The organism is Novosphingobium sp. 17-62-19 (assembly GCF_002256775.1).
Lineage (GTDB): Bacteria > Pseudomonadota > Alphaproteobacteria > Sphingomonadales > Sphingomonadaceae > Novosphingobium.
The window spans coordinates 1-21,379 of record NZ_NCII01000051.1 but is presented as its reverse complement, the minus strand read 5'-3'; the positions used below and the strand labels follow the sequence as shown (position 1 = coordinate 21,379).

Here is a 21,379-nt window from a genome sequence, read left to right as displayed (position 1 = left end):
TCGGGGCTGCGCCCCTCCCTACGATCAGACCAGACAACCGATCCTACCGGCCATCATAGTCGCCGCTCAACCGGCCATCGTAGTTGTCGCCGCGCATGGCCTGCGCGCCATGCACTACCGTGCGCAAGGCTGCAGCGTTGCTCTGATCGCGCTTCGTCTGGGACAGACTGAGAGCGGCGTCAGAGGGCTGTTCAAGCGCCTTGAAAAGCAGCGCGCGGACCAATTGGAAAGGAAGAATTGATGCCGATGGTTGACCATGTGCAGGCCGATGCTCTCCCACTGGTGAACGCGGACGGACAGGTTGCCAAAGACGTGAAGCTCTTGCCCTATGACGATCCTTTCTATGGTCGCGATGGTCGCGGGCCGTGGATATTGCGCGACCAGGCACATGCCGAGAGTGTCCTTGCACTGACGCGCGTCACGCTGGGCAGTATCGACATGCTGGTCGATTATGACCATGCGTCCGAGCTGGCAGCGCCGGAAGGAAAAGGCCGCGCCCTTGCAGCCGGATAGATCAAGAATTTGCGTGCCGAAAGCGATGGTATCTGGGGCACGATCGGATGGACGCCACAGGCCAAGGCCGAGCTTGCTGCACGGCAGTACCGCTACATCAGCCCCTATTTCCGGGTGAACAAGACTACGCGGGAAGTCACGCGCCTATTCGGAGGGAGCAACTCGACGAAGTCGTGATCTCGGCGTTGGAGGACGAACTGTTGTCTCCTGATCGCCTCCTCCAATTGCTTTCAGGTCTTCTTGATCTTTCGGACAGCAAGCGAAAGACCCTTGAAACCAGTATCTCGTCAGCCCGGGCTGAAAAGACCCGTCTGGATACCGCGATCAGGAATCTACTGATGCTGGTGGAAGATGGCCATATGAGTCCCCGGGACCCGCACTTCGCTGAACGCATGGCATTGAATCGCTCGGGACTTGCGCAGGCGGTGAACCGTATAGAGGTTCTGGAAAGGCAACTTACACAGGGTAAACGCCGCATCGATGAGAGCACAATCGAGCGATTCGGTAGTTTGATCTCGGAGAAGCTCCGCGAAAAGGACAACACTTTGCGTTCGGCATACATCAAGATGTTCGTCGACGCTGTGACTGTCTCGGACACGCAAATCGTCATCTCAGGACAGATTTCAGCCCTTGAGGCCGGTGTTTCGACCGGAATTCCAGTGAAGCCGGGCATGGTGCCCAGCTTTGACCGGCCAGAAGAGCTTTCGGCCAGGCGCCCTAAGCGATTGATTTCGCAAGAAAATCATAGGCTTACGAATTCGCCAAGGGCATTAATAGTACGATCTGGATTCGTGGAAAAGGCTGGACATGAATGGACGGGCGGTTCGAGCCCATCTGGGCATTGGAGGTGGAGCTGTGTTAGATTTTGGATGGGTACTGCCTGTCTTCGATGGCAATCAGAGGACGCTCACTTTTTTTCGGTGCATGAGGCGGCGATGCTGAGTGAAGGTTTGCCCGACCCGTTGGTGCTGACCGAACGGCCCGCGAAGGCGATGGGCGAACACAGCCGGCGCCAGCTGCCAGCGCCGGTCGACGCGGACTTATGATTTCCTACGAGATTGCGAGCCGCTTGAACGGCAAACCCGATCGGCGTGTTACCCGCTAGCTTGGCAGCTTGTCGGCCAGCACATTCGCCTTGCGAATTTCTGGCGCGACCGCGAGCAGGGCGTCGGCATTCGCCATCAAGGCTTCGGCAACCTTGCCGGCGAGGTGGGCATCCCGGCCCGCCTCGTCGTCGAACGCATCGAAGATCGCGAACGTGCTTTGGTCGAAGCGGACGGCGAACCATGTGACCGTACCGGGCTCAGCGTCCACCAGGCTTTTGGCGCTCGCCAAGAATGAAGCGACCTCTTCTTCTTTCCCGGGCTTGGCTTTGAGTTCCACATAAAGCGATACGGCTGTCATGTTATGTTCTCCGACTCAGCCCCCAGCGACTTGTCCTCCTTAAAACGCGCTTTGGGAAATTGTTTGTGGGGTGGGTCGTCGGGCCGCGCGGAGCATGAACGTGCCAACCCCATAATGACGATTGTTGTGCTTCTTGGGCGGCGCTAAATGACTCTTGGGCGCCCCCGCCGCGACTGCCGTTGGACCCTTCGATCTGCGAAGTTGCACGCTCGGGTCCGTGAGCTTGGCGACAACGGATAGCAGTCCCTATATCAGCGACTTCTCGAGCGCGCTGAGAGGCTCCGCAATATGGAGCGGCAAACGTGGTTGGACGGATGATTCGGAGGGCACGATTCCGATAATCCAACACAATAACCTAATTTACGCTCGACAGAATAACCTAAAAGTGACACAGCACGAAAACCTAATAACCGCGCGACACGAAAACCTAATGGTTGCGCATCATCGAGGGTGAATGCCGTGGCCACTCCCCAGCAAAAGCTCGCGGACGCGCTCGACGTGCTCCGCACACTCCAGGACCGCAACCTCGTCGCCATACGCAGTGACGATCTCAGCCGGTCCCAGCGCGAGCTGCTCATGAAGCACGGCTTCCTGCAGGAAGTCATGAAGGGCTGGTATATCCCCGCACGGCCTGATGCGGGTACTGGCGAAAGCACGGCCTGGTATACCTCCTATTGGGGCTTCTGCAGCGCCTATCTGAACGAACGCTTCGGTGAAGACTGGTCCCTTTCCCCTGAGCTCTCGATCGCGCTGCAAACGGGGAATCGCACGGTTCCAAAGCAGCTCCTCGTGCGCACGCCGAAAGGCGGCAACAAGCCGACGGCACTGCCCTCGGGCACTTCCTTGTTCGACGTCCGTGCGGCGATCCCGACGCCGGAGGATGCCGCGGCACAGGACGGGTTGCGCCTCTTCTCGATTCCCGCTGCCCTCATTGCGAGTGCACCCGGTCTGTACGAAAACAATGCGATCGACGCCCGGGCAGCCTTGGCAACCGTGCGGGACGCGTCCGAATTGCTGGGACGATTGCTCCAGGGAGGCCACAGCGCGATCGCCGGCCGTCTGGCCGGCGCCTTCCGCAACATCGGGCGCGAACGCATTGCCGACGACATTTTGAAGGCGATGCGGTCGGCAGGCTATACCGTGCGCGAGCAGGATCCGTTTGCGACAAAGCTCAAGACTCTCCTGCCGGCACGTGAGCGTTCTCCCTATGCGGGCCGGATCCGCCTGATGTGGCAGGAGATGCGCGGAGCAGTCCTTGAGCGATTCCCACCGCCGCCGGGCCGCCCCGCCGATATCGGCACCTATCTCAAGCGCGTGCAGGACAGCTACGTCACCGACGCCTATCACTCGCTGTCGATCGAGGGCTATCGCGTCAGCCCGGAACTGATCGAGCGCGTCCGCGGCGGCACGTGGAATCCGGAAGCCGACGAGCAGGATCGCGAATATAAGGATGGACTGGCCGCACGCGGCTACTGGCTCGCCTATCAAGCTGTTCTCAAAAGCCTAAATCGCGTCATGGCCGGCGAGAATCCTGGCCTCGTCGCCGACGAGGAGCACGGCGACTGGTATCGCGAGATGTTCACGCCGAGTGTTACCGCAGGATTGATCAGCGCGAGTGATCTCGCTGGATACCGCAACAGTCAGGTCTATCTGCGCGGCTCGATGCATGTACCGCTCAACTGCGATGCTGTCCGCGATGCGATGCCGGTGTTCTTCGAATTGCTGAGCGAGGAAACCGAGCCTGCGGTCCGCGTCGTCCTCGGCCACTTCATCTTCGTCTACATCCATCCCTATATGGACGGGAATGGAAGAACCGGCCGCTTCCTGATGAATGTCATGCTCGCGGCTGGCGGCTATCCGTGGACGGTCGTGCCAGTCGAGCAGCGCGCCGACTATATGGCTGCTCTTGAGGAGGCCAGCGGCCGGCAGGACATTCGCCCCTTCACGGAGTTCCTGGCGCAATTGCTGGACCGCGAACTGAAGGGGGAAACAGTCGCCCGGCTTCCGAAAGCGTGATTGCCGTGGCCGGCCATAGCGCTTCGAAATATGCGCTCGCATTATACCGCTGGTATATTCCGAGCATAAGTTTCAATGCTTCGAGGCGTACCGGTTCGCACTACGACGGTCACTGTTGCCGCATTTGGTGCAGATCGGGCGTGACGGTGAATCATCGATCTCACTCAGACGCCGGGCTTGGATTATTGGCCTCCGGCAATTTCGTGTCGTGGCGGCAAGAATTTTCCCGCATCTGAGATCCGCGAAAATCTCAAAACTCACAGCGTCTGGGACACGCCGTGGGGTGGACACTTGGCACAAGAATGCTGAGCCCCAGCCGACCCTCTCCCACTTTTGTCAGAAAGATCGGGAGGGACGCTAAAGTCCATCAGCAACGATAACGACCGCGCCTCGGAGGCTCTCTTGGCCTTGGCGGTAAGAAGCTACAGGTTGAAAAGATGACAACGACGTTTCCACCATGGCAGGTCCACGGGACACCAAACTATGACGCTATCATGCAAGCCCGGTGTGAGACGTTGCTGTCCAACATCCGGAGGGATTCGGAGCTGCGGCAGACGATCATTGCCGATCCGCGCGCGCTGCATCCTGACATTTTCCAACGGTTCGCTCCGTCGAGCCATCCCGAATATGCGGGCACCTATCGTGGCACTTCTGGCACGAGCTTGGCAGAAAGAGAGATAACGGCTGAGCGGCAACTTGAGCCGGGATCGAATTTTGAGTTCGTTCGACCCGTCGAAGTTCCCGCCAGGATGGGCACATTGCTCGACGAGATAAAGCAGCTGCTCGAAGACCGCGCGGCCGACGATACGGGGCGCCTTGTCGCCCTGACCTACGCGTTTTGCTGGTTCGGCAAGATCCACCCCTTTCTCGACGGGAACGGTCATATCCAGCGCGCTCTTTTCGCGGCGATGGCGACCGAGTTTGGGTTCCCGCTTTCGCCGCGGTTCGCCATTCATCCGCGGCCCTACGACCGTCTGCTCGCCACCGCTCTGGAGCTGTTTACGTGCTCGCCCGCCGGGGAGGAAAATGGGGAGATCGGGCTGGTCGCCGAATATTTGGGCTTCTTTCTCGACGGACCATTCGAAGGACCGCGCAAGAATCTCTTGCAGGCCTCTCCGTACGCTTGACCCCCGCCAGGGGCTCGAGTGCCTCGCGCTCATTTGGCTTGGCTTACTGGACGGACAACAGGCGGCAGACTCATCGAAGACGCTATGTTGGAGCGTGCCGAGCAGCTTGACACATGATGTGCAATTTTGCACATCATGTCCATATGAGCACAATCCCACTGCCCGCCGGCGTACCTGCCATCCGACGTTACAGGGTTGGCGACCGCCTTCCCGTTCAGGCACAGCGCATTTGGTTGATCCTGTCGGGATTTGTGAGTGGGCGAGACACATCGCGTTCTATTGCGCGGACGCTCACTTATGGAGAACTTGCGCTCCGCATGGGTTATGCCGACACCCGAGCGGGCCACATGCTGTCGCGCCAACTCGGCATTGTGGGTAACTACTGCCTCATGAACGATCTTCCCGCCCTGAACGCAATGGTTGTCAACGCCACGACCAAGGAGCCGGGCGGTGACGTTGTCTTGACGCCGGGGCGTTCTTTTGGGGAGGAACTGCGCGCAATCTACCGTCAGGACTGGTACGAAGTGGGTGTTCCGACCACCGGTACTCTGCGCAAGGTTTGGGAGGCGATGTGACCGACACAATCCAAGCGTTGTGTGGAGTAAAGCGAGCAAAAACCACGTACAGAATGACGATCGACGCATCAGCGACATTGCTGCTGGGTTTGCGGGCGGCTGTCAGTCCAGTTCGTGTATGAATTTTACAAGCCACTCCGAAACTTCCTGCGCGGCTTCAATCTCTGGAGCGGCCTTGGCGCAACCTATTTCTACACGCAGCACTTACAGTTCGAGAGGGCCTTGCCCGATCAATTGAAGAATGAAGCGCTCCGGTGGGGCCAGTCCAAAATTAAAGCTGGTCTTTACGGCCATCTCGTCGAGCTGCTTGCGCGGGAAGTCATCCTCAATGGGCAAGCGCGCGGAGGAAAACCCCTGAACACAGCCGGTGATGCGTTCAAGGCGATGAACATGATCCATCGCCTCGCCGACAAATCATGGGGGCTACACGGGTCGCGCTCCGAAGACATTATTCTTCAGTTGTCGCGGATCGCATTTCAGCAGTTCCCATGGCAGTCCCCGCCAACCAATGGCGTGCTCGCGCGCTATCACATGCTTTACTGTCACCCGTTGGTAGCGCCGATGGTTGAGACCGAGTTCGGGATGTCGACAGGCGAGCTCTTCCAGCTCATCTTGCTGTTTGCCGAAGAGATGCTTCGACGTCCCACCCTCGGCTTCGAATTCCTACCAGCGGCCGAGGAGTCAATTCGGGCGCCCGTGCTGGCGCTTTCGGAGCGGATTTCGCGTTCGTCCGACGAGCTTCGGGCCGCGATGGTCGAGCGTCAAAGCTATGATGTGAATTGGGCCTACAGCTTCAATCCGCTCCGCGCCTATCCGTTGGTTCACACTGGCAATCCGCGGTCAGTCATGTGTCCGGCGCCACCAATCCTCCTTCAGCGCCTGACAGACGGCCTCTATTTCGATCTCATGCGGGCGGATCGGCGGATGCGGCGGACGGCAAGACGAGTGTGATCGGTAAACTGCTCGAGCTACTCGTGCGAAGCCAGATCCTTCAGCGACCGGACGTCCTCGCGTTCAAGGCGCAGATGACCGAGGCCTATCAAGCTCTGGTCTCTGCCGAGAACATGCCCGAACTTGGAACGCTAGCTGGGACGCTCACGACCGACTTGCGGGGCTTATACCAGGATGCCGAAGTCTCGCTGAACTGGCGCGAGATTGGCGAGATGCCAGTTCCGTTGCCGATGGCAGATGTATTCCTCAAGGACGATGGCTTTGGCGGGCCGGTGGACAGGCAAGGTCATGGTCTACAGCGCGCTTTTATCTTTACGCTGCTCCAGCATCTTGCACGAACGGCGGTGCCTGAGGCTGAGGAACCGACGGCCGAAGGCGAAGCTGGTGACGATGGCGCTGCCGCTCCCGTCGCGATCGGGGCGCAGGCGCCGACGCTGATCCTCGCCATCGAAGAGCCTGAGCGGGCGCACGATTGGGGGGCTTCAACTACCGCAATTTCCGCCCTGGAAACCCCTCTGCCGCAACTGCGTGTGGCGTTGCCGCAATCCCCGGCGGCACTTCGCAGACGGGTTTCTGGTCGATCAACTGCGATGGTTTCCAGCTGCCGCGGACGCCCAAGTGGTCGGGCAACGTCAGCTACTCGCACACTTTCGAACTGGATGGCGGTGCCGAGATCGAATTCACGCCGGACATGAGCTTTGCCACCTCGCGCTGGCTCTCGGCGGAGTTCGTCGAAAACGCACGCGCTCCGGGGTATGCCTTGTTCAACGCAAGCCTGACGTATCGCGCGCCTGATGACCGGTACTCGATCCAGGCCTTCGTTCGGAATATCGGAAACGAGGCGGTCTACAACGGCACGCAGCAGTATCCGTTCGTTGCAAACTATAACGGTCAGGATATTGCGCCGCCACGGACCTGGGGGGCACGCTTCCGCGCGCGCTTCTGAACCCGCTTCGGGACGGGCATCCGGATGCGGTGCCCTGCCGATCAACGGATACGGCGCGGAAAGAGCAGTGCTTTCCGCGCCGCGTTGCGCTCGCAGCATGAAGCTTGGCCTTCGACCATGACGTGCGGAACGTCAAAATCATCTTCGGTGATTGCGTGAATACAATTGATTTCATGATGGTGCATTGTTAAAAAAGAACGATGTTCTATTAGAGAGAACAAGGACTGATTCTCCATGCGTTTGGCGAGATTTGATAGTGGCCGCATCGGCATCTGCATCGACAATGATATTGTCGATGTTACCGAAATCTGTGGTGTCGACACCGGCGAATGGCCCGCTGTCGGACCGCTGCGCGTAATCCGCGATTTTGCTTCGTTGAAACCGCAGATCGAAGCGGCGCTACCCAGCCTTGTGCGTCAGCCTTTGGCTGACGTCCGCCTTGAAACCCCTATTCCCTGGCCCAACAAGGTGATTGCATATCCGGTCAATTACCACGCCCATGGCCAGGAAATGCAAGCGCAGTATCGCGCCACCAACCAGGGCTTCTTTCTCAAGCCCAGCTCTTCGCTTTCCGGTCCGAACGATCCGGTGGTCCTTCCACATGTGCCGGGGCGCGAAGTCCATCACGAAAGCGAACTTGGCATTGTCATTGGCAAGCAGGTGCGCAGCCTGAAGCGCGAAGACTGGCGCGAGGCGGTTTTCGGCTACACCTGCCTGCTCGACATGGTGGTACGCGGTCGTGAGGAGCGCGTCTTCCGCAAGGCTTATGACACGTTCTGCCCGATCGGTCCGTGGATCGTGACTGCCGATGAGATCGCGGAACCCGATCAGCTGCAAATGAACCTTTGGGTTGGTGATGAGCTGCGCCAGTCCGCCAACACCCGCGACCTAGTGCTGGATATCCCGGGCATGATCGAGACCGCGTCTGCGGTAATGACGCTTTACCCCGGCGATATCATCGCAACGGGAACGCCGGAGGGCGTTGGCCCGGTCAAGGATGGCGACACCATCCGCATTGTCATTGATCGGATCGGCGAAATGCGCGTGCCGGTTGTGCAGGGCGATCTCGGCATGACCGAGGTGTTTGCCCAGCCCTACATGCCGCCCATCATAAAGCAGAGCTGAAAATGTCGGGTACACAAACCAGCAAGGACTCGCTTGAGGCGCTTTATGCCGACTTTGCGAGCCTCAACATGGAAGGTGGATGGCATCGGCGTTTTCCGGCGCTTTGGCCGCAACCGCGACGCAACTTCCTGCCCCACGTGTGGCATTATGCCAAGGTCAAGCCGATCCTCGATCGTGCCGGAGGGCTTGTCGACACGACCCAGGCAGAACGCCGCAACCTCACCATGTTCAACCCCGTGGAGGGCAACATCTATTCCACGGTGCGCACGATGGTTGCCGCCTATCAGATGATCCGCCCGGGGGAAGTGGCGCGTGCGCATCGGCATACGCCCAATGCCCTGCGTCTGATTCTGGAGGGAACCGGCACCTACACCGTGGTCGATGGCAAGCATGTGGAGATGCGGCCCGGCGACGTGCTGCTGACGCCAAACTGGTCATGGCACTCGCACTCCAACGGTGGTTCGCAAGACTGCTACTGGATGGACTTCCTTGATGTGCCGCTGGTGCACCTGCTTGAACCGATGTTCTTCGAGGGGCATCCCGACGGGGTGGAAACCGCGGTTGAAGTGCTCGACGAGGCGCCGATTGCCTTTCGCTGGACGGAAACTGTGGCAAGGCTTGATGCTGCGGCGGCTGACGCCAAGCAGGACGAAGCGGTTTGCGTGCGGCTCGGTCCGGCGCAATTGGATACGATCGCGCTGGCCATGCATCGCATACCTGCTGGTTCTGCAACGCGCCCTTTGCGCACGACAGCCAATCGCATCTTCGCGGTGGTGAAAGGCGAGGGCGTGTCGATCATTGATGGCGAAGAACATCCCTGGACTTTCGGGGACACGATCGCTGTTCCGGCGTGGAGAGCGTTTCAACACCGCGCCGCGAGCGAGGCCGTACTTTTCGAAGTTTCCGACGAACCTGTCCTGGCAAAACTGGGCTGGCTGCGCAGTCAGCCTGACTGATTGCCGATTTTTCCCGTTTCCTGACGGAGCAAGCAATGACCAATTCAACAAAGATCTTGATTGCTGGCGGCGGCATTGGCGGCATGGCGGCTGCGCTTTCGCTCCTGCGCCGGGGTTACCAGGTCGAGGTCTATGAACAGGCGCCCGAGCTTGGAGAAGTGGGTGCCGGCGTCCAGATCAGCCCCAATGGTGCGCGTGCGCTCGATGCTTTGGGCGTCTTTGACACCTTGCGCGCTGCCTCCTGCGCTCCGCGTCGCAAGGAGTTTCGCCTGTGGAATACCGGCCGGTCATGGCCGATGTTCGATCTCGGCCCGCTGGCCACCGAGAAATACGGCTATCCCTACTTGACCGTCTATCGGCCCGATTTGCTCGCCACGCTAGTCGATGCGGTGCGCGCGATTTCGCCCGGATGTATCCATCTCGGTACAGCAGTGAAGGGGGTGCGCAACCTTTTGGACGGCGTTGAACTGCATCTGGCCGATGGCAGCACGGTTACCGGGGACATTCTTGTCGGTGCCGACGGTGTGCGGTCAACCGTGCGAAAGTGCCTGTTCGGCGATGACGAGACAACCTTTACCGGCATGATCGCCTGGCGTGCTGTGATCCCCATGGAGCGCCTGCCCGAACGGCTGCGCGAAATGGTTGGCTGGACATGGATCGGGCCCGGTGGCCACCTCGTCAATTACCCGCTGCGCGGTGGCAAGCTGATGAATATGATAGGCACGATCGAGCGTGATGACTGGCAGGTCGAGTCTTGGAACGAGCAGGGCGGCATCGATGAATGCGCTCGCGATTTTGCTGGTTGGCACGAAGACGTGCAAACCATGATCCGCGCTGCGCCCGCCGTGATGAAGTGGGCGTTCATGGAGCGTCCTCCCCGTCAGAAGTGGAGCGAAGGCCGCTCGACCCTTCTCGGCGACGCTTGCCACGCCACACTGCCTTTCCTGGCGCAGGGTGCGGTAATGTCGATCGAAGATGGCGTCGTTCTGGGCCGTTGTATCGACGCTTTCTCCGATCCGGTGGAAGCACTGAAGCGTTATGAAGCCGCGCGCGTCGAGCGAACCACCAAGATGGTGCGCGGTGCTAAGGAGAATACGGCCCGCTTCCACGAGACCGCTCTTGCGACGGAAGAGGGCGCTGTGAAGTATATGGAAAGCGAATGGAGCCGCGATCCAATTACTGAACGCTATGACTGGCTCTATCGCTATGATGTGCTGACGGCCGAGATATGACAAACCCGGATGCGGCAGCCCGTCCGAACGCTTGCCTGCTCGAAGGCGTTCGGGTTCTGGATCTGACCAATGTCTTGTCCGGTCCTTATGCCACTTACCAGATGGCAATGCTCGGCGCGGAAGTCATCAAGGTCGAAAATCCACGCGAAGGCGATCTCGCCCGCAAGCTGGGCGCATCGCCTGCACTGAACGCTGAGATGCTCGGTACTTCCTTTCTGGCGCAGAATGCCGGAAAGAAGTCCGTCACGATTGATTTGAAGCACCCCGACGGCAAGGCGCTCTTCCGCAAGCTGCTGGAGACTGCCGACGTTCTCGTCGAGAACTTTCGCCCCAAGGTCATGGAGCGTCTTGGGTTTGGTTACAACGTGGTGCAGGAGATCAATCCGCGCCTCGTCTATTGTGCGATCTCCGGCTTCGGGCAGGAAGGGCCGCTCAGCGGAAATCCTGCCTATGACCAAATCGTGCAGGGTCTTTCGGGCGTCATGAGCGTGACTGGCGATGCAGGGTCTGCACCTCTGCGCGTTGGCTACCCCTTGTGCGATACGCTGGGCGGCATGGCTGCGGCTTTTGCCGTCGCAAGCGCGCTCTATCGTCGGCATGTAAGCGGAGAAGGGGCTTATATCGACCTTTCAATGCTGGATGCGACGATTTCCGCGATGGGGTGGGCCGTCTCGAACTACCTGATCGCTGGTGTCGAGGCCCAGCCAATCGGTAATCAGAACATGACTGCTGCGCCTTCGGGCGCGTTCCGTTGCGCCGACGCGCAGATCAACATTGCCGCGAACAAGCAAGAGCAATTCGAGCGCCTGTGCCGGATCATCGGCCGCCCCGACCTCGCTACTGATCCCCGCTTTGCCGAGCGCGAGGCGCGCAAGGCCAATCGTGTGGCGCTGAACGCGTTGATCGAGGAAGGCTTGCAGACACGCACTGCGGCCGAATGGGAATTGGCGCTCAATACCGAGGGTATCCCGGCGGGTCAGATCCTGACCGTACCGCAGATCCTTGCCCATCCGCAGATTGCCATGCGCAACCTTGTGCAGGAGTTGCCGATGGAGGGTGCCGGAATCGCTTCGGTCAAGGTCGTGCGGGCAGGATACACTCTGGCCGACAGCCAGCCCGGCGCCCGCAGCGCGCCACCTTTGCTGGGTGCAGACAATGCTGCGGTCTTTGGCGCGCTGGGGATCGGTCCCGAAGATTTCGCACGGCTCAAGGATAGTGAGGTCATCTGATGTCCAGGCTTTTGCGATCTACACGACGCACGGCCTTAGGCGAAACGATCGCGGGTTTCGCCAAGGCTGGCGGAAAGTCCGATCGCGGCGTCGATGGCAATCTCGCGAAGCCGTGCAACATGCTCCTCGGTAAAGCGCGTGCTGGGACCCGACAGTGTCAAGGCGCCGAGCAAACGGTGACTAGAGCCGAACACCGGCACGCCGATGGCGCCCATCTCGGGATCGACGTTTCCGACCGACACCACCGCGATATCGGAGCGCGGCAGGGTGCGGAAGGCAGAGCCTTCGAAAGTCCGCAGCACGGTCGACGCTGCGCTGCGGTTCAGTTCGCGCCGGTCGCCCAGACGAAGGCTGTAGTCGCGCACGGTCTGGCGGCCATCAAGGCGGAAAAGGCAGACCTGGTAGTCACCGTCGCGGATGAAGAAGGACGCACTTTCCCCGGATTCCCGCACCAGTTCCTCAAGCACGGGCTCGACGTACTGCCGCAAGTCGAAAGCTTCCTGGAACACCCCGGCAAGCGCGAGCGTACCTGCTCCGAGCTGATAGGTACCATCGGCACGCTGCCAGATGAACCCATACTTTTCCAGCGAGCCCATCAATCGCAGGATCGTGCTCTTGTAGAGGTCGGTCGACTTGGAAATCTCGGCAAGCGTCAGGATCGGTTTGTCGGCGCGGAATGCGTTGAGGATTTCGAATGCGCGGTCGACCGCCGCGACGCCTGCCTTGGAATTCATGATCTGGGGAAGCCTTCTGTACTCTGTAATTCGTTCTATTTAGCAGAACGATAGTTCAGTATGTCAACACGTTTAATCACCGGATCGCTCCTCGTCGAAGGGATAGCCCATGTCTGACTTGCCCGCCCGCGTCTTCATCAAGGAAGAAGGTCCGCGCGAAGGCTTCCAGATCGAGAGGAAGCCGATCCCGACCGTCGACAAGGTCCGCCTCATCGATGCGCTCTCCGCAACGGGGCTGGAATTTATCCAGATCACCTCTTTTGTGAATCCTGTGAGAGTTCCGGGCCTGGCCGACGCAGAGGCCGTCGTTGCTGGCTTCACCCCGCGCGAAGGTGTGCGCTATGCCGGCTTGTGGCTGAACCAGCAGGGCCTTCTGCGCGCAATTGCAACGGAAAGGCTCCATCTAGAAGGCAAGCTGACGCTTTATGGCTCAAACGCATTCCTTAAGCGCAATCAGAACCGGACGCCTGAACAGCAACTTGCCGCGCAGCCCGACCTCATCCGCATGTACCAGGCCCATGGCATTCCAGTCCGCACGGGCTTCGTGACCGCCGCCTTCGGCTGCAACTTTCAGGGCGAAGTGGAGCCTGAACGGGTCGTTTCACTGGTCGGGCAGATGCGGTCGATCGCCCGCGAGGCCGGAGAGGACCTATCGCTGATCGGTCTTGGCGATACGATGGCATGGGCCAATCCACAGAGCATCCGGCGCGTGGTAGGCATGGTGCAGGACGCCAATCCCGACGTTGAACTCTCGCTCCACCTGCATGACACGCGCGGTCTCGGCCTTGCGAACGCCTACGCGGGGTTGTCCATGGGCGTGCGCCATTTCGATGCGGCCGTGGGCGGACTCGGCGGCTGTCCTTTTGCAGCCCACGCCGGGGCGGCAGGCAACATCTGCACCGAGGACTTCGTCCTGATGTGCGAGGAGATGGGCATTGGGACCGGCGTCGATCTCGAGAAACTGGCTGACTGTGCGCGCCTTGCCGAAAGCATCATCGGACACCCCTTGCCGGGCAAAGTGAAGAGCGGAGGCAGTCTTCGCGCCCTCCGCACCCGGATCAAGGCCGGGTGAGAGTCCGCTCCCGCATGACCGATTGCCTCTCGCCACTTTCGCGCCTTTCGCCAATCCGTTCGGCAGCGCTTGCGCACCTTCCGCGCGCACTGAATATCCTGCTCGAAAATGTTCTGGCGCATGAAGCAGAGCCGACCCGCCACATCGCATCCTTCGAGCGCTGGCTTGAGAACGGCTACGCCGATGCCGAGATTCCGTTCCGGCCGACACGGATACTGATGCAGGATACGGCAGGCGTTGCCGCGCTCGCCGATCTTGCGGCGCTGCGCGATTATGCCGTTGCTTGCGGCAGTCCTGCGGACGCAGTGGATGCTGCTATTCCCATAGACCTAGTCATAGATCATTCGGTCCGTGCCGATCACAGTGGCAGGCCCGATGCCGCCAGCCTGAATCATGGCCTTGAATTTACCCGCAATGAAGAGCGCTATCGCTTCTTTAAGTGGGCCGAACAGGCCTTTCCGAGACTGCGGGTGGTGCCACCCGGCCACGGCATTTGTCACCAGATCAATCTAGAGCAACTTACCATCGTCACCGCTCCCGTACCCGACAAGCAGGGGTGGACCATGGCAGAGACCGTGATCGGTACCGACAGCCACACGACCATGATCAACGCTCTTGGCGTTCTCGGGTGGGGTGTCGGCGGTATCGAAGCCGAACTTGCCGCCCTCGGATCGCCTGTGCCCATACCTTTGCCAGCCGTCACAGAGGTTGCCGTATTCGGGGAGCGGGTCGCGGGCGTCACCGCAACCGACATCGCGCTGCATTTCGTCGCACGCTTGCGCGGCGCGTGTGTCGTTGATCAGATCGTCGAGTTCTCCGGTGAGGGGCTTGACGCGCTGACGATCCCCGACAGGGCCGCAATCGCGAACATGTGCCCAGAGTATGGCGCCACGGCGGCGCTTTTCCCGGTCGATCACGCGACTTTGGCGTACCTTGCCGAAATGGGGCGTGTCCCGGCTGTGGTTGAAGCGTGCGAGGCTTATGCCCGGGAGACGGGACTCTGGCGCGATAGCGGTCCGGCGCGTCGGTACACGCGCACATTGTCCATTGATCTTGCCGAAATCAGGCCGGTCATGGCAGGCCCCAGTCATCCCCAGCAACTGCGCTCGCTTTCGAAGGTCCCGGAAAGTCTTCGCGTACACTTTCCCGATTGCGGACCGCCACCTGACCTTGCGTCACCCGGCAACGGAGCGGTTGCAATTGCAGCGATCACCTCATGTACGAATACGGCCAACCCCGCTCTGATGGTTGGCGCCGGTCTGCTTGCACGCAATGCGGTGGCCCGGGGACTCACGGTACCGCGTTGGGTCAAGACCACGCTTTCGCCGGGGTCTCGCCGGATTGCCGGACTGCTTGAGCGCAGCGGTCTGCAACGCTCGCTGGACGCGCTCGGTTTTCACGTCGCTGGCTTCGGCTGCATGACCTGTGTCGGGAACTCGGGGGATCTTGCGCCTGTGCTGGCAGGAACCGGTGCACCGGACCTGCTGGTTTCGGTCCTCTCTGGCAACCGCAACTTCGAAAACCGCATCCATCCCCAGGTTCACGCAAACTATCTTGCTTCGCCGCCGCTGGTCGTGGCGGGGGCGATTGCCGGGAACTTGTTCGTGGATCTGGCCAACGATCCGCTCGGCCATGATTCGACGGGTGCTCCGGTGCATCTTGACGAAATCTGGCCCGGTTCTGATGAAATTGCGGCTGTTCTTGCAGAGCATGGCAGTCAGACCGATCAGGGCGAGACGCAAATGGACGCCCGATGGCGTGCATTGGAAGCCCCAACCGGGGCACAGTTCGCTTGGCAGGATGGTTCTACGTTCTTGCGTCAGCCACCGTTTTTCACCAGCGAGCAGAACCATAATGGACCTGATATAGTCGATGCCCGGGCGCTGCTTGTCCTTGGGGACGACGTCACGACCGACCACATCTCACCGATTGGTCGGATCACGCCGCAATCGCCGGCAGGCCGGTGGCTGATTGAGCAGGGTGTAAACGAGACCGCTCTGGGCGGTTATGGCGACAGACGAGCGAATCATCACGTGATGCTGCGCGGCACCTTCGACAACCCGCGTCTGGCCAACCGCTTGGCACCTCGGCCCGGGAACTGTGCGCCTATGCTGGACGGGGCGTTCGGGTCGGTCTTCGATTCCGCGATGCTACACGTCGAGCAGGGCAGAGCGCTCGTCATCGTTGCTGGGCGCAACTATGGCACCGGTTCCGCGCGCGACTGGGCGGCGAAGGGAACAGCTTTGCTAGGTGTGCGGGCAGTGCTTGCCCGCAGCTTCGAGCGCATCCACCGTGCGAACCTGATCGCGATGGGAGTCGCTCCCATTGTCGTTCCAGAGGAGTTTTCCGATCCTGGCAGCGAGAATCTCATCACGATCTCGGGACTTGGCGCAGCCTCTCTCGGCCGGAACGAAGTTGTTATCGAGCTACTGGAAGTCGGTGGAGAGCGCCGGCTACATTCCGGGCATCTCGATGCTCGTTCGGACAGCCAGATCGCGATGCTGCGAGGCGGTGGCCTCTTTGCGGGACTACGCTACCGCTTCAACCTGCATTGAGGCTGAAATCATGGGGGGCTTTGCTACAACGGCCCCCCGGTTGCGACCCGTCAGCCTTCGTGTACAGTCTTTGTAACAAGACAGGCCGCAAGACCCTCGGGTCCGTCCTCGTGGCCATGCCCGGACCATTTCACCCCGCCGAAAGGTGCATCGGCCCCGCCGATGGTTGTCGTATTGAGTGCAAGCATTCCGGTCTCGATCTCGGACTGGATCGTCTTTTGCCGGCGCGCGTCCTCGGTCCAGCAATAGGCGGCAAGTCCGAATGGCAGGCGGTTCGCTTCGGCGATCATCTCCGCCTCGGTCTTGTATCGGTTGATCAGCGCAACCGGACCGAAGGGTTCCTCCTGCATGATCCTTGCGTGAAGCGGCGTTCCTGACAGGACCGTCGGCGCAAAGAAGAAGCCTTCGTTGCCGATCCTTGCTCCTCCGGCATCAAGTGACGCGCCCTGCTGGACGGCATCGATCACCAAGCGGGCAATGGCCTCGGGACGGCGCGCGTTGGCCATAGGCCCCATTTGCACCCCGTCTTCCAGACCATTGCCGACGCGCAAGGCCTTTGCGCGGTTGGCAAATCCCTCACGGAAGCGTTCATAGATCCCGGCCTGCACGATGAACCTTGTCGGCGACACACAGACTTGCCCCGCATTGCGGAATTTGTGTGGTACCACCGCATCAAGCACCAGTTCCACGTCGACGTCGTCGAACACTAGAACCGGGCCGTGCCCCCCAAGCTCCATGGTCGTGCGCTTGAGATCCTCGGCGGCCAGCTTCATCAAGTGGCGACCGACTTCGGTTGACCCGGTAAAACTCAACTTGCGAATGATCGGCGACCGAAGCAGGTAGTCCGAAACTTCGGCAGGATTGCCGAAAACCGCCTGCGCCACGTCGCCCGGCAGGCCCGCGTCGAGCAGGCACTGCAACACGCCCAGAGCCGACGCCGGAGTTTCTTCCGCTGCCTTGAGTATCACAGAGCACCCTGCCGCGATCGGTGCAGCGAGTTTTCGGCCAGGATTGCCGAGGGGGAAGTTCCAAGGCGCAAACGCCGCTACCGGGCCGACGGGTTCATGCGTCACGGTCGCCCGCGTGCCTGCCGGACGAACCAGGGTGCGACCGTAAAGGCGGAACACTTCGCCAGCATAGAAGCGGAAGAGGTTGACGTTCATCATGACCTCGATGCGTGCCTCGGCGAGGGTTTTGCCCTGCTCGAGCGTGGCGGTCCGAGCGAGCGATTCCTGCCGCTCTTCCAACAGTCGCGCAGCCCCTTCAAGCACTTGAGCACGCTGATGAGGCGTGGACTTGCGCCACTGCGCGAAGCCGCGTGCTGCGGCGGCAAGCGCCTTGTCGAGATCCGCCTGCGTGGCGAGGGGAAGGTTAGCCAGATGCTCGCCTGTGGCCGGGTTGACCACCGGAAAAACAGCACGCGTGCCGCCGGAAATCCGCTCTCCGGCAATCACCATGTGCAGTTCGGGGTAACGATCCATTGCAATCCTCTCCAGCATAAAATCGTTCTGTCCAATAGCACGTTATTCTATTATAGCAATCAGCACGCGAACCGGTGTTGCAAGGAGACCTGATCGAAGTTGCTCCGTCCACCGGCGTTCTTAAGCTGCCATTATGGAGGTTTCGTTGAATATCGGGCTCTTGATCAATAACACCGAAGTCCCGGCCCACAGCGGCGGGACCTTCGAGCGGCGAGGCCCCTTGGGCGGTACGTCGACCCATGCAGCGGCAGCCGGTGTCGAGGACGCCATCTCCGCTGCAGATGCCGCGCAAACGGCCCTGGCGGGCTGGTCGGCGCAAGGGCCGAACTACCGGCGTAGCCTACTGCTTGCTGCAGCCGATGCAATGGAACGGCGTGCGCAGGCCTTCACGGATGCAATGGCGAACGAAACCGGGGCATCTGCTGGCTGGGCAGGTTTCAATGTCCATCTTGCAGCGGCGATCCTGCGGGAGGCCGCTGCGCTGACCACGATGGTCCGCGGCGAGACTATCCCCTCGGATCGTCCTGGCTGTCATGCAATGACTGTTCGTCGGCCGGCGGGTGTGGTGCTGGGCATTGCGCCCTGGAATGCCCCCGTGATCCTCGGTATTCGGGCCGTCGCAACGCCGCTGGCCTGCGGTAATACGGTTGTCCTCAAGGCCTCGGAGATGTGTCCGGCAACGCACCGGCTCATCGGTGACGTGTTTATCAATGCGGGCTTTCCGCCCGGCGTCGTCAATGTCCTGACCAATGCGCCGCAGGATGCAGGCGTGGTCGTCGAAGCCTTGATTCGTCATCCCGCTGTTCGGCGCATCAATTTCACCGGGTCTACGCGGGTCGGCCGGATCATCGCAGGTCTGGCCGCGCAGGAGCTGAAGCCCTGCCTGCTGGAACTCGGCGGCAAGGCCCCGATGATCGTGCTCGACGATGCCGACCTTGATGCTGCAGTCGCGGCTGCCGGCTTTGGGGCCTTCATGAACAGCGGCCAGATCTGCATGTCCACCGAAAGGATCATCGTTCACGGGGAGGTATTCGATGCCTTTGTGGAAAAGCTCAGAAGCCGTGTGGGGGCTCTTGAAGCTGGCGATCCTCGGGAAGGTCGATGTCCGCTAGGATCTGTCATCGACGCCTCTGCTGCCCTGCGGATGCGCGATTTGGTTGATGACGCGGTTTCCCGTGGCGCTGTCGCTTTAGGCAGCTTTGGCAAGGACGAGACGTTGCTGTCCGCTCTGGCGCTGGTCGGTGTGACGCCCGACATGAAGATCTACGCCGAGGAATCCTTTGGCCCTGTCACGACCGTCATTCGCGCGGCGGACGACGAGGAGGCTTTGCGGATAGCAAATGACACAGAATATGGGCTAACGTCGGCCGTCTTCAGCCAGAACATCAGCCGGGCCTTTGCCATTGCTGACCGGATCAATGCCGGAATGGTTCATATCAACGGCGCCACCGTCCACGATGAGGCTCAGATGCCATTCGGCGGCACGAAGGCGTCGGGCTATGGTCGCTTTGGCGGCGAGGCTGGAATTGCGGAATTCACCGAACTTAAATGGGTTACGATCGATACCCGCACTCCGCACTGGCCGATTTAGAGACTTGTAGTGCGGGTCGCATTTTTTGCCCGGACGCGGCAGCATTCAAGTCATCTGATCTCGCAATCTCGCCGACAATTCGACGAGCTTGCGAGAGCTCCTCAACCATTTTTGTTTTGATGCACTCGCTACCAGTCGCCGCGAAGGTGTTCGCCGCGCGGACCTTGGCGGCGACCTTGCCGGGCTTGCGCTCAAGTGCGGGATCCATGCCGCCAAGCAATTTTGCCTTTTCTTCGTCACGCTTCGCGCGCGCATCTTTGAGCGAGACAGCGGAAAATGCCCCAGCGCTAGGCGATTGCCTGACGCCTTTAGGCGGGCTCAGGAAACGATCCGTTTATACTCTGCCTGTGCCTCCGGCACCAAACGCATTGCATGTGGATCTCGCAATGATCTGGCGCGAAGCGACGCTTTATCTCCTTGCATTGCTGCGGAACATAGGGTTTCAATTCTTCCCTGACTGCCATTTCCGGCGACAGGCTTTGTGAAGTGATAAACGGCCTTCGCACCAGAGTAGCTGCGGCATGCTGTGCTCATTGCAGGTCCACGTCCAGGTCACGTTGACAAAAGATTGCGACCATAGCCTTGCGGCGGCGAGCTTGAGGAAGCTCTGGAACGACAGTACGGTCTTGTCATAGCGCGCGGCGGTGCGGCGATGCTGCTTCAGTTTGCCGAACATCCGCTCAATGCGGTTGCGGTCCTTGTAGCGCCGGCAGTCTCAATGGGTTGGCGCTTTTCGTTTCTAGCGAGGCGGAATGACGGGCAGATGCCGAAGCTATTTGCGAGGCATTGACGCGGCCAACCATGCGATTTGTTGCCGCAAAGACTTTCGAGCGGCTGATCGTTATGATGCTGCACAAGAGCCGCGATCTATTGGTCCGGCAGCGTTTGATGCTGATCAACGCACTTCACGGTCACTTGGCGAAACATAAGCTGATGGTTGACATCGGAGCCGGTGGCCCAACATTTGCCTGAAGGGTATGCATGATGATCAGGATTGACTGTCACTTCATGCAATATCTGCGCTCCATGGCATAGCGGGTCAATTGCGTGCGCTTGGAATTCAGATTGATAGGCTGGAGCCTCGGAACCTGGCGTGGTACAGGAGAGATGAAAACTCTCGAAGGCTGGCTAAGGTTCTTTGGATTGCCTGATCACCGCGTGCCGGATTCTTCGTTGTTCCGATCAGGACGCCAGTTTGCGGCACGGCTTTAGGCTGACACCCAGACCCCAAAGCTCTGCCGGAAAACCAGCTACTTCGGGGATTAACCAGCAAAGTGATGGCTACCTGCGTTGATGGCTCGTCATATTTGCGACAACAATTGGGACGCTCCGCGGCTCTTAAATCCTTGTGAAGCCCTCATCCTAGACTATCCAGCAAGGGTCAGGGCAGCATCTGCATTTTGAGCCTATTTTTGATCGGGCTGTCGCCTAGACTGCGAAGGTTTGCCCCCGTTTCGAAGCCCACATTTTTTGTGCAGGCAAGCAAACACATGTCGGCAAAAGAAGCCTGTTCTATCCTGCTAGTGTTAGATGGCATGCAAATGTGCACGCTGCGACAAGAAGTGAAAGGCTGTTGAGTTTTCTCTGACGCCACCCCTGAGCGACACTGTTCGCGTACGAGTGTCCTGACCTCCAGGAACGAGAACGCACACCGTATATTGTGCTATTCGTCGTTCGCCTCGCGGTTCACCCCCAGCCACGTGTACTTACTATGGTGCAAGTCATTATTTTTCGTTGCATCTGAAACTGCACTATCATAGTTTTTAATGGCGCAGCGAAGAAGTGCTGCGTCGAGGCCTGAGAACCTTGCTCTGGTAGCTTTCCCGTTTCTGCCGTCGCAAGCGGCCGGATCGCCCTTGTCCATGTCCAAGT

General features: G+C 60.0%; 19 protein-coding genes and 3 pseudogenes. 17 read left to right on the top strand and 5 right to left on the bottom strand.

The genetic code is table 11. From position 1 onward, the window contains the following. From B7X90_RS10865 to B7X90_RS10855, 3 genes and pseudogenes are all read left to right on the top strand, one after another. A partial coding sequence (locus tag B7X90_RS10865; RefSeq protein ID WP_292624380.1) for a hypothetical protein occupies positions 1-241 on the top strand: 241 nt, incomplete at its 5' end. After that, positions 241-690, top strand: a pseudogene (locus B7X90_RS10860) (phage protease). The gene B7X90_RS10865 and the pseudogene B7X90_RS10860, both read left to right, overlap by 1 nt. Before the next feature lie 8 nt (positions 691-698). Then, positions 699-1,559 (top strand): hypothetical protein, encoded by an 861-nt coding sequence (locus tag B7X90_RS10855; protein ID WP_292624379.1) that lies wholly within the window; start codon positions 699-701, stop codon positions 1,557-1,559. Positions 1,560-1,614: 55 nt separating this feature from the next. Here B7X90_RS10855 and B7X90_RS10850 read toward each other — a convergent pair whose 3' ends face one another. Continuing rightward, complete coding sequence (locus B7X90_RS10850) at positions 1,615-1,917, bottom strand: antibiotic biosynthesis monooxygenase (RefSeq protein WP_292624377.1); 303 nt, start codon at positions 1,915-1,917, stop codon at positions 1,615-1,617. Between the two features lie 459 nt (positions 1,918-2,376). Between B7X90_RS10850 and B7X90_RS10845 the strand changes: the two genes are divergently transcribed. The 10 genes from B7X90_RS10845 (at position 2,377) to B7X90_RS10800 (ending at position 12,074) form a co-directional block, all read left to right on the top strand. Then, positions 2,377-3,933, top strand: coding sequence for a Fic family protein (locus B7X90_RS10845; RefSeq protein WP_292624375.1), 1,557 nt, complete (start codon positions 2,377-2,379; stop codon positions 3,931-3,933). Between the two features lie 515 nt (positions 3,934-4,448). Then, a complete protein-coding gene (locus tag B7X90_RS10840; protein WP_292624373.1) occupies positions 4,449-5,060 on the top strand; it encodes a Fic family protein in 612 nt (203 codons plus the stop codon). 347 nt (positions 5,061-5,407) lie between these two features. After that, positions 5,408-5,635: a hypothetical protein gene (locus tag B7X90_RS10835; RefSeq protein ID WP_292624372.1), complete on the top strand. Its 228-nt coding sequence runs from the start codon at positions 5,408-5,410 to the stop codon at positions 5,633-5,635. Positions 5,636-5,749: 114 nt separating this feature from the next. Beyond that, the gene (locus B7X90_RS10830) at positions 5,750-6,586 is read left to right on the top strand and encodes a hypothetical protein (protein ID WP_292624370.1); all 837 of its coding nucleotides are present in this window, start codon (positions 5,750-5,752) and stop codon (positions 6,584-6,586) included. A gap of 23 nt (positions 6,587-6,609) precedes the next feature. Then, positions 6,610-7,281, top strand: coding sequence for a hypothetical protein (locus tag B7X90_RS10825; protein WP_292624383.1), 672 nt, complete (start codon positions 6,610-6,612; stop codon positions 7,279-7,281). After that, positions 7,167-7,532 (top strand): TonB-dependent receptor, encoded by a 366-nt coding sequence (locus B7X90_RS10820; protein ID WP_292624382.1) that lies wholly within the window; start codon positions 7,167-7,169, stop codon positions 7,530-7,532. The genes B7X90_RS10825 and B7X90_RS10820 overlap by 115 nt, the downstream gene beginning before the upstream one ends. A 234-nt stretch (positions 7,533-7,766) precedes the next feature. Beyond that, a complete protein-coding gene (locus B7X90_RS10815; RefSeq protein WP_292624368.1) occupies positions 7,767-8,657 on the top strand; it encodes a fumarylacetoacetate hydrolase family protein in 891 nt (296 codons plus the stop codon). 2 nt (positions 8,658-8,659) lie between these two features. Next, positions 8,660-9,613: a cupin domain-containing protein gene (locus tag B7X90_RS10810; RefSeq protein ID WP_292624366.1), complete on the top strand. Its 954-nt coding sequence runs from the start codon at positions 8,660-8,662 to the stop codon at positions 9,611-9,613. Positions 9,614-9,648: 35 nt separating this feature from the next. Continuing rightward, positions 9,649-10,845, top strand: coding sequence for an FAD-dependent monooxygenase (locus B7X90_RS10805; protein WP_292624364.1), 1,197 nt, complete (start codon positions 9,649-9,651; stop codon positions 10,843-10,845). Continuing rightward, positions 10,842-12,074, top strand: coding sequence for a CoA transferase (locus B7X90_RS10800; RefSeq protein ID WP_292624363.1), 1,233 nt, complete (start codon positions 10,842-10,844; stop codon positions 12,072-12,074). Before B7X90_RS10805 ends, B7X90_RS10800 begins: the two co-directional genes overlap by 4 nt. A 35-nt stretch (positions 12,075-12,109) precedes the next feature. Here the strand turns inward: B7X90_RS10800 and B7X90_RS10795 are convergent, their stop codons facing one another. Next, entirely contained in the window at positions 12,110-12,808 is a 699-nt protein-coding gene (locus B7X90_RS10795; protein WP_292624362.1) for an IclR family transcriptional regulator, read from the bottom strand. Positions 12,809-12,917: 109 nt separating this feature from the next. Here B7X90_RS10795 and B7X90_RS10790 point away from each other — a divergent pair, with 109 nt between their 5' ends. Next, on the top strand, positions 12,918-13,880 hold the full coding sequence (locus tag B7X90_RS10790) for a hydroxymethylglutaryl-CoA lyase (protein WP_292624360.1): 963 nt from the start codon (positions 12,918-12,920) through the stop codon (positions 13,878-13,880). 14 nt (positions 13,881-13,894) lie between these two features. Next, a complete protein-coding gene (gene acnA / locus B7X90_RS10785) occupies positions 13,895-16,435 on the top strand; it encodes an aconitate hydratase AcnA (RefSeq protein WP_292624358.1) in 2,541 nt (846 codons plus the stop codon). A gap of 50 nt (positions 16,436-16,485) precedes the next feature. Here the strand turns inward: acnA and B7X90_RS10780 are convergent, their stop codons facing one another. Then, positions 16,486-17,916: an NAD-dependent succinate-semialdehyde dehydrogenase gene (locus B7X90_RS10780; RefSeq protein ID WP_292624357.1), complete on the bottom strand. Its 1,431-nt coding sequence runs from the start codon at positions 17,914-17,916 to the stop codon at positions 16,486-16,488. A gap of 145 nt (positions 17,917-18,061) precedes the next feature. On the opposite strand from B7X90_RS10780, the gene B7X90_RS10775 reads away from it, so the two are divergent. After that, positions 18,062-19,507 (top strand): aldehyde dehydrogenase, encoded by a 1,446-nt coding sequence (locus B7X90_RS10775; RefSeq protein WP_292624355.1) that lies wholly within the window; start codon positions 18,062-18,064, stop codon positions 19,505-19,507. Positions 19,508-20,093: 586 nt separating this feature from the next. Here B7X90_RS10775 and B7X90_RS10770 read toward each other — a convergent pair. Further along, a pseudogene (locus B7X90_RS10770) lies at positions 20,094-20,222 on the bottom strand (transposase); the annotation flags it as partial. 44 nt (positions 20,223-20,266) lie between these two features. On the opposite strand from B7X90_RS10770, the pseudogene B7X90_RS10765 reads away from it, so the two are divergent. Then, a pseudogene (locus tag B7X90_RS10765) lies at positions 20,267-20,431 on the top strand (IS110 family transposase); the annotation flags it as partial. A 739-nt stretch (positions 20,432-21,170) separates the two neighbouring features. Here the strand turns inward: B7X90_RS10765 and B7X90_RS10760 are convergent. After that, a partial coding sequence (locus tag B7X90_RS10760) for a hypothetical protein (protein WP_292624353.1) occupies positions 21,171-21,379 on the bottom strand: 209 nt, incomplete at its 5' end.

Coding starts and splice junctions, on each gene's coding strand:
- B7X90_RS10850 (WP_292624377.1), bottom strand. CDS start 1,917: ATGACAGCCGTATCGCTTTATGTGGAACTCAAAGCCAAGCCCGGGAAA.
- B7X90_RS10835 (WP_292624372.1), top strand. CDS start 5,408: ATGCTGTCGCGCCAACTCGGCATTGTGGGTAACTACTGCCTCATGAAC.
- B7X90_RS10815 (WP_292624368.1), top strand. CDS start 7,767: ATGCGTTTGGCGAGATTTGATAGTGGCCGCATCGGCATCTGCATCGAC.
- B7X90_RS10810 (WP_292624366.1), top strand. CDS start 8,660: ATGTCGGGTACACAAACCAGCAAGGACTCGCTTGAGGCGCTTTATGCC.
- B7X90_RS10805 (WP_292624364.1), top strand. CDS start 9,649: ATGACCAATTCAACAAAGATCTTGATTGCTGGCGGCGGCATTGGCGGC.
- B7X90_RS10800 (WP_292624363.1), top strand. CDS start 10,842: ATGACAAACCCGGATGCGGCAGCCCGTCCGAACGCTTGCCTGCTCGAA.
- B7X90_RS10795 (WP_292624362.1), bottom strand. CDS start 12,808: ATGAATTCCAAGGCAGGCGTCGCGGCGGTCGACCGCGCATTCGAAATC.
- B7X90_RS10790 (WP_292624360.1), top strand. CDS start 12,918: ATGTCTGACTTGCCCGCCCGCGTCTTCATCAAGGAAGAAGGTCCGCGC.
- acnA (WP_292624358.1), top strand. CDS start 13,895: ATGACCGATTGCCTCTCGCCACTTTCGCGCCTTTCGCCAATCCGTTCG.
- B7X90_RS10780 (WP_292624357.1), bottom strand. CDS start 17,916: ATGGATCGTTACCCCGAACTGCACATGGTGATTGCCGGAGAGCGGATT.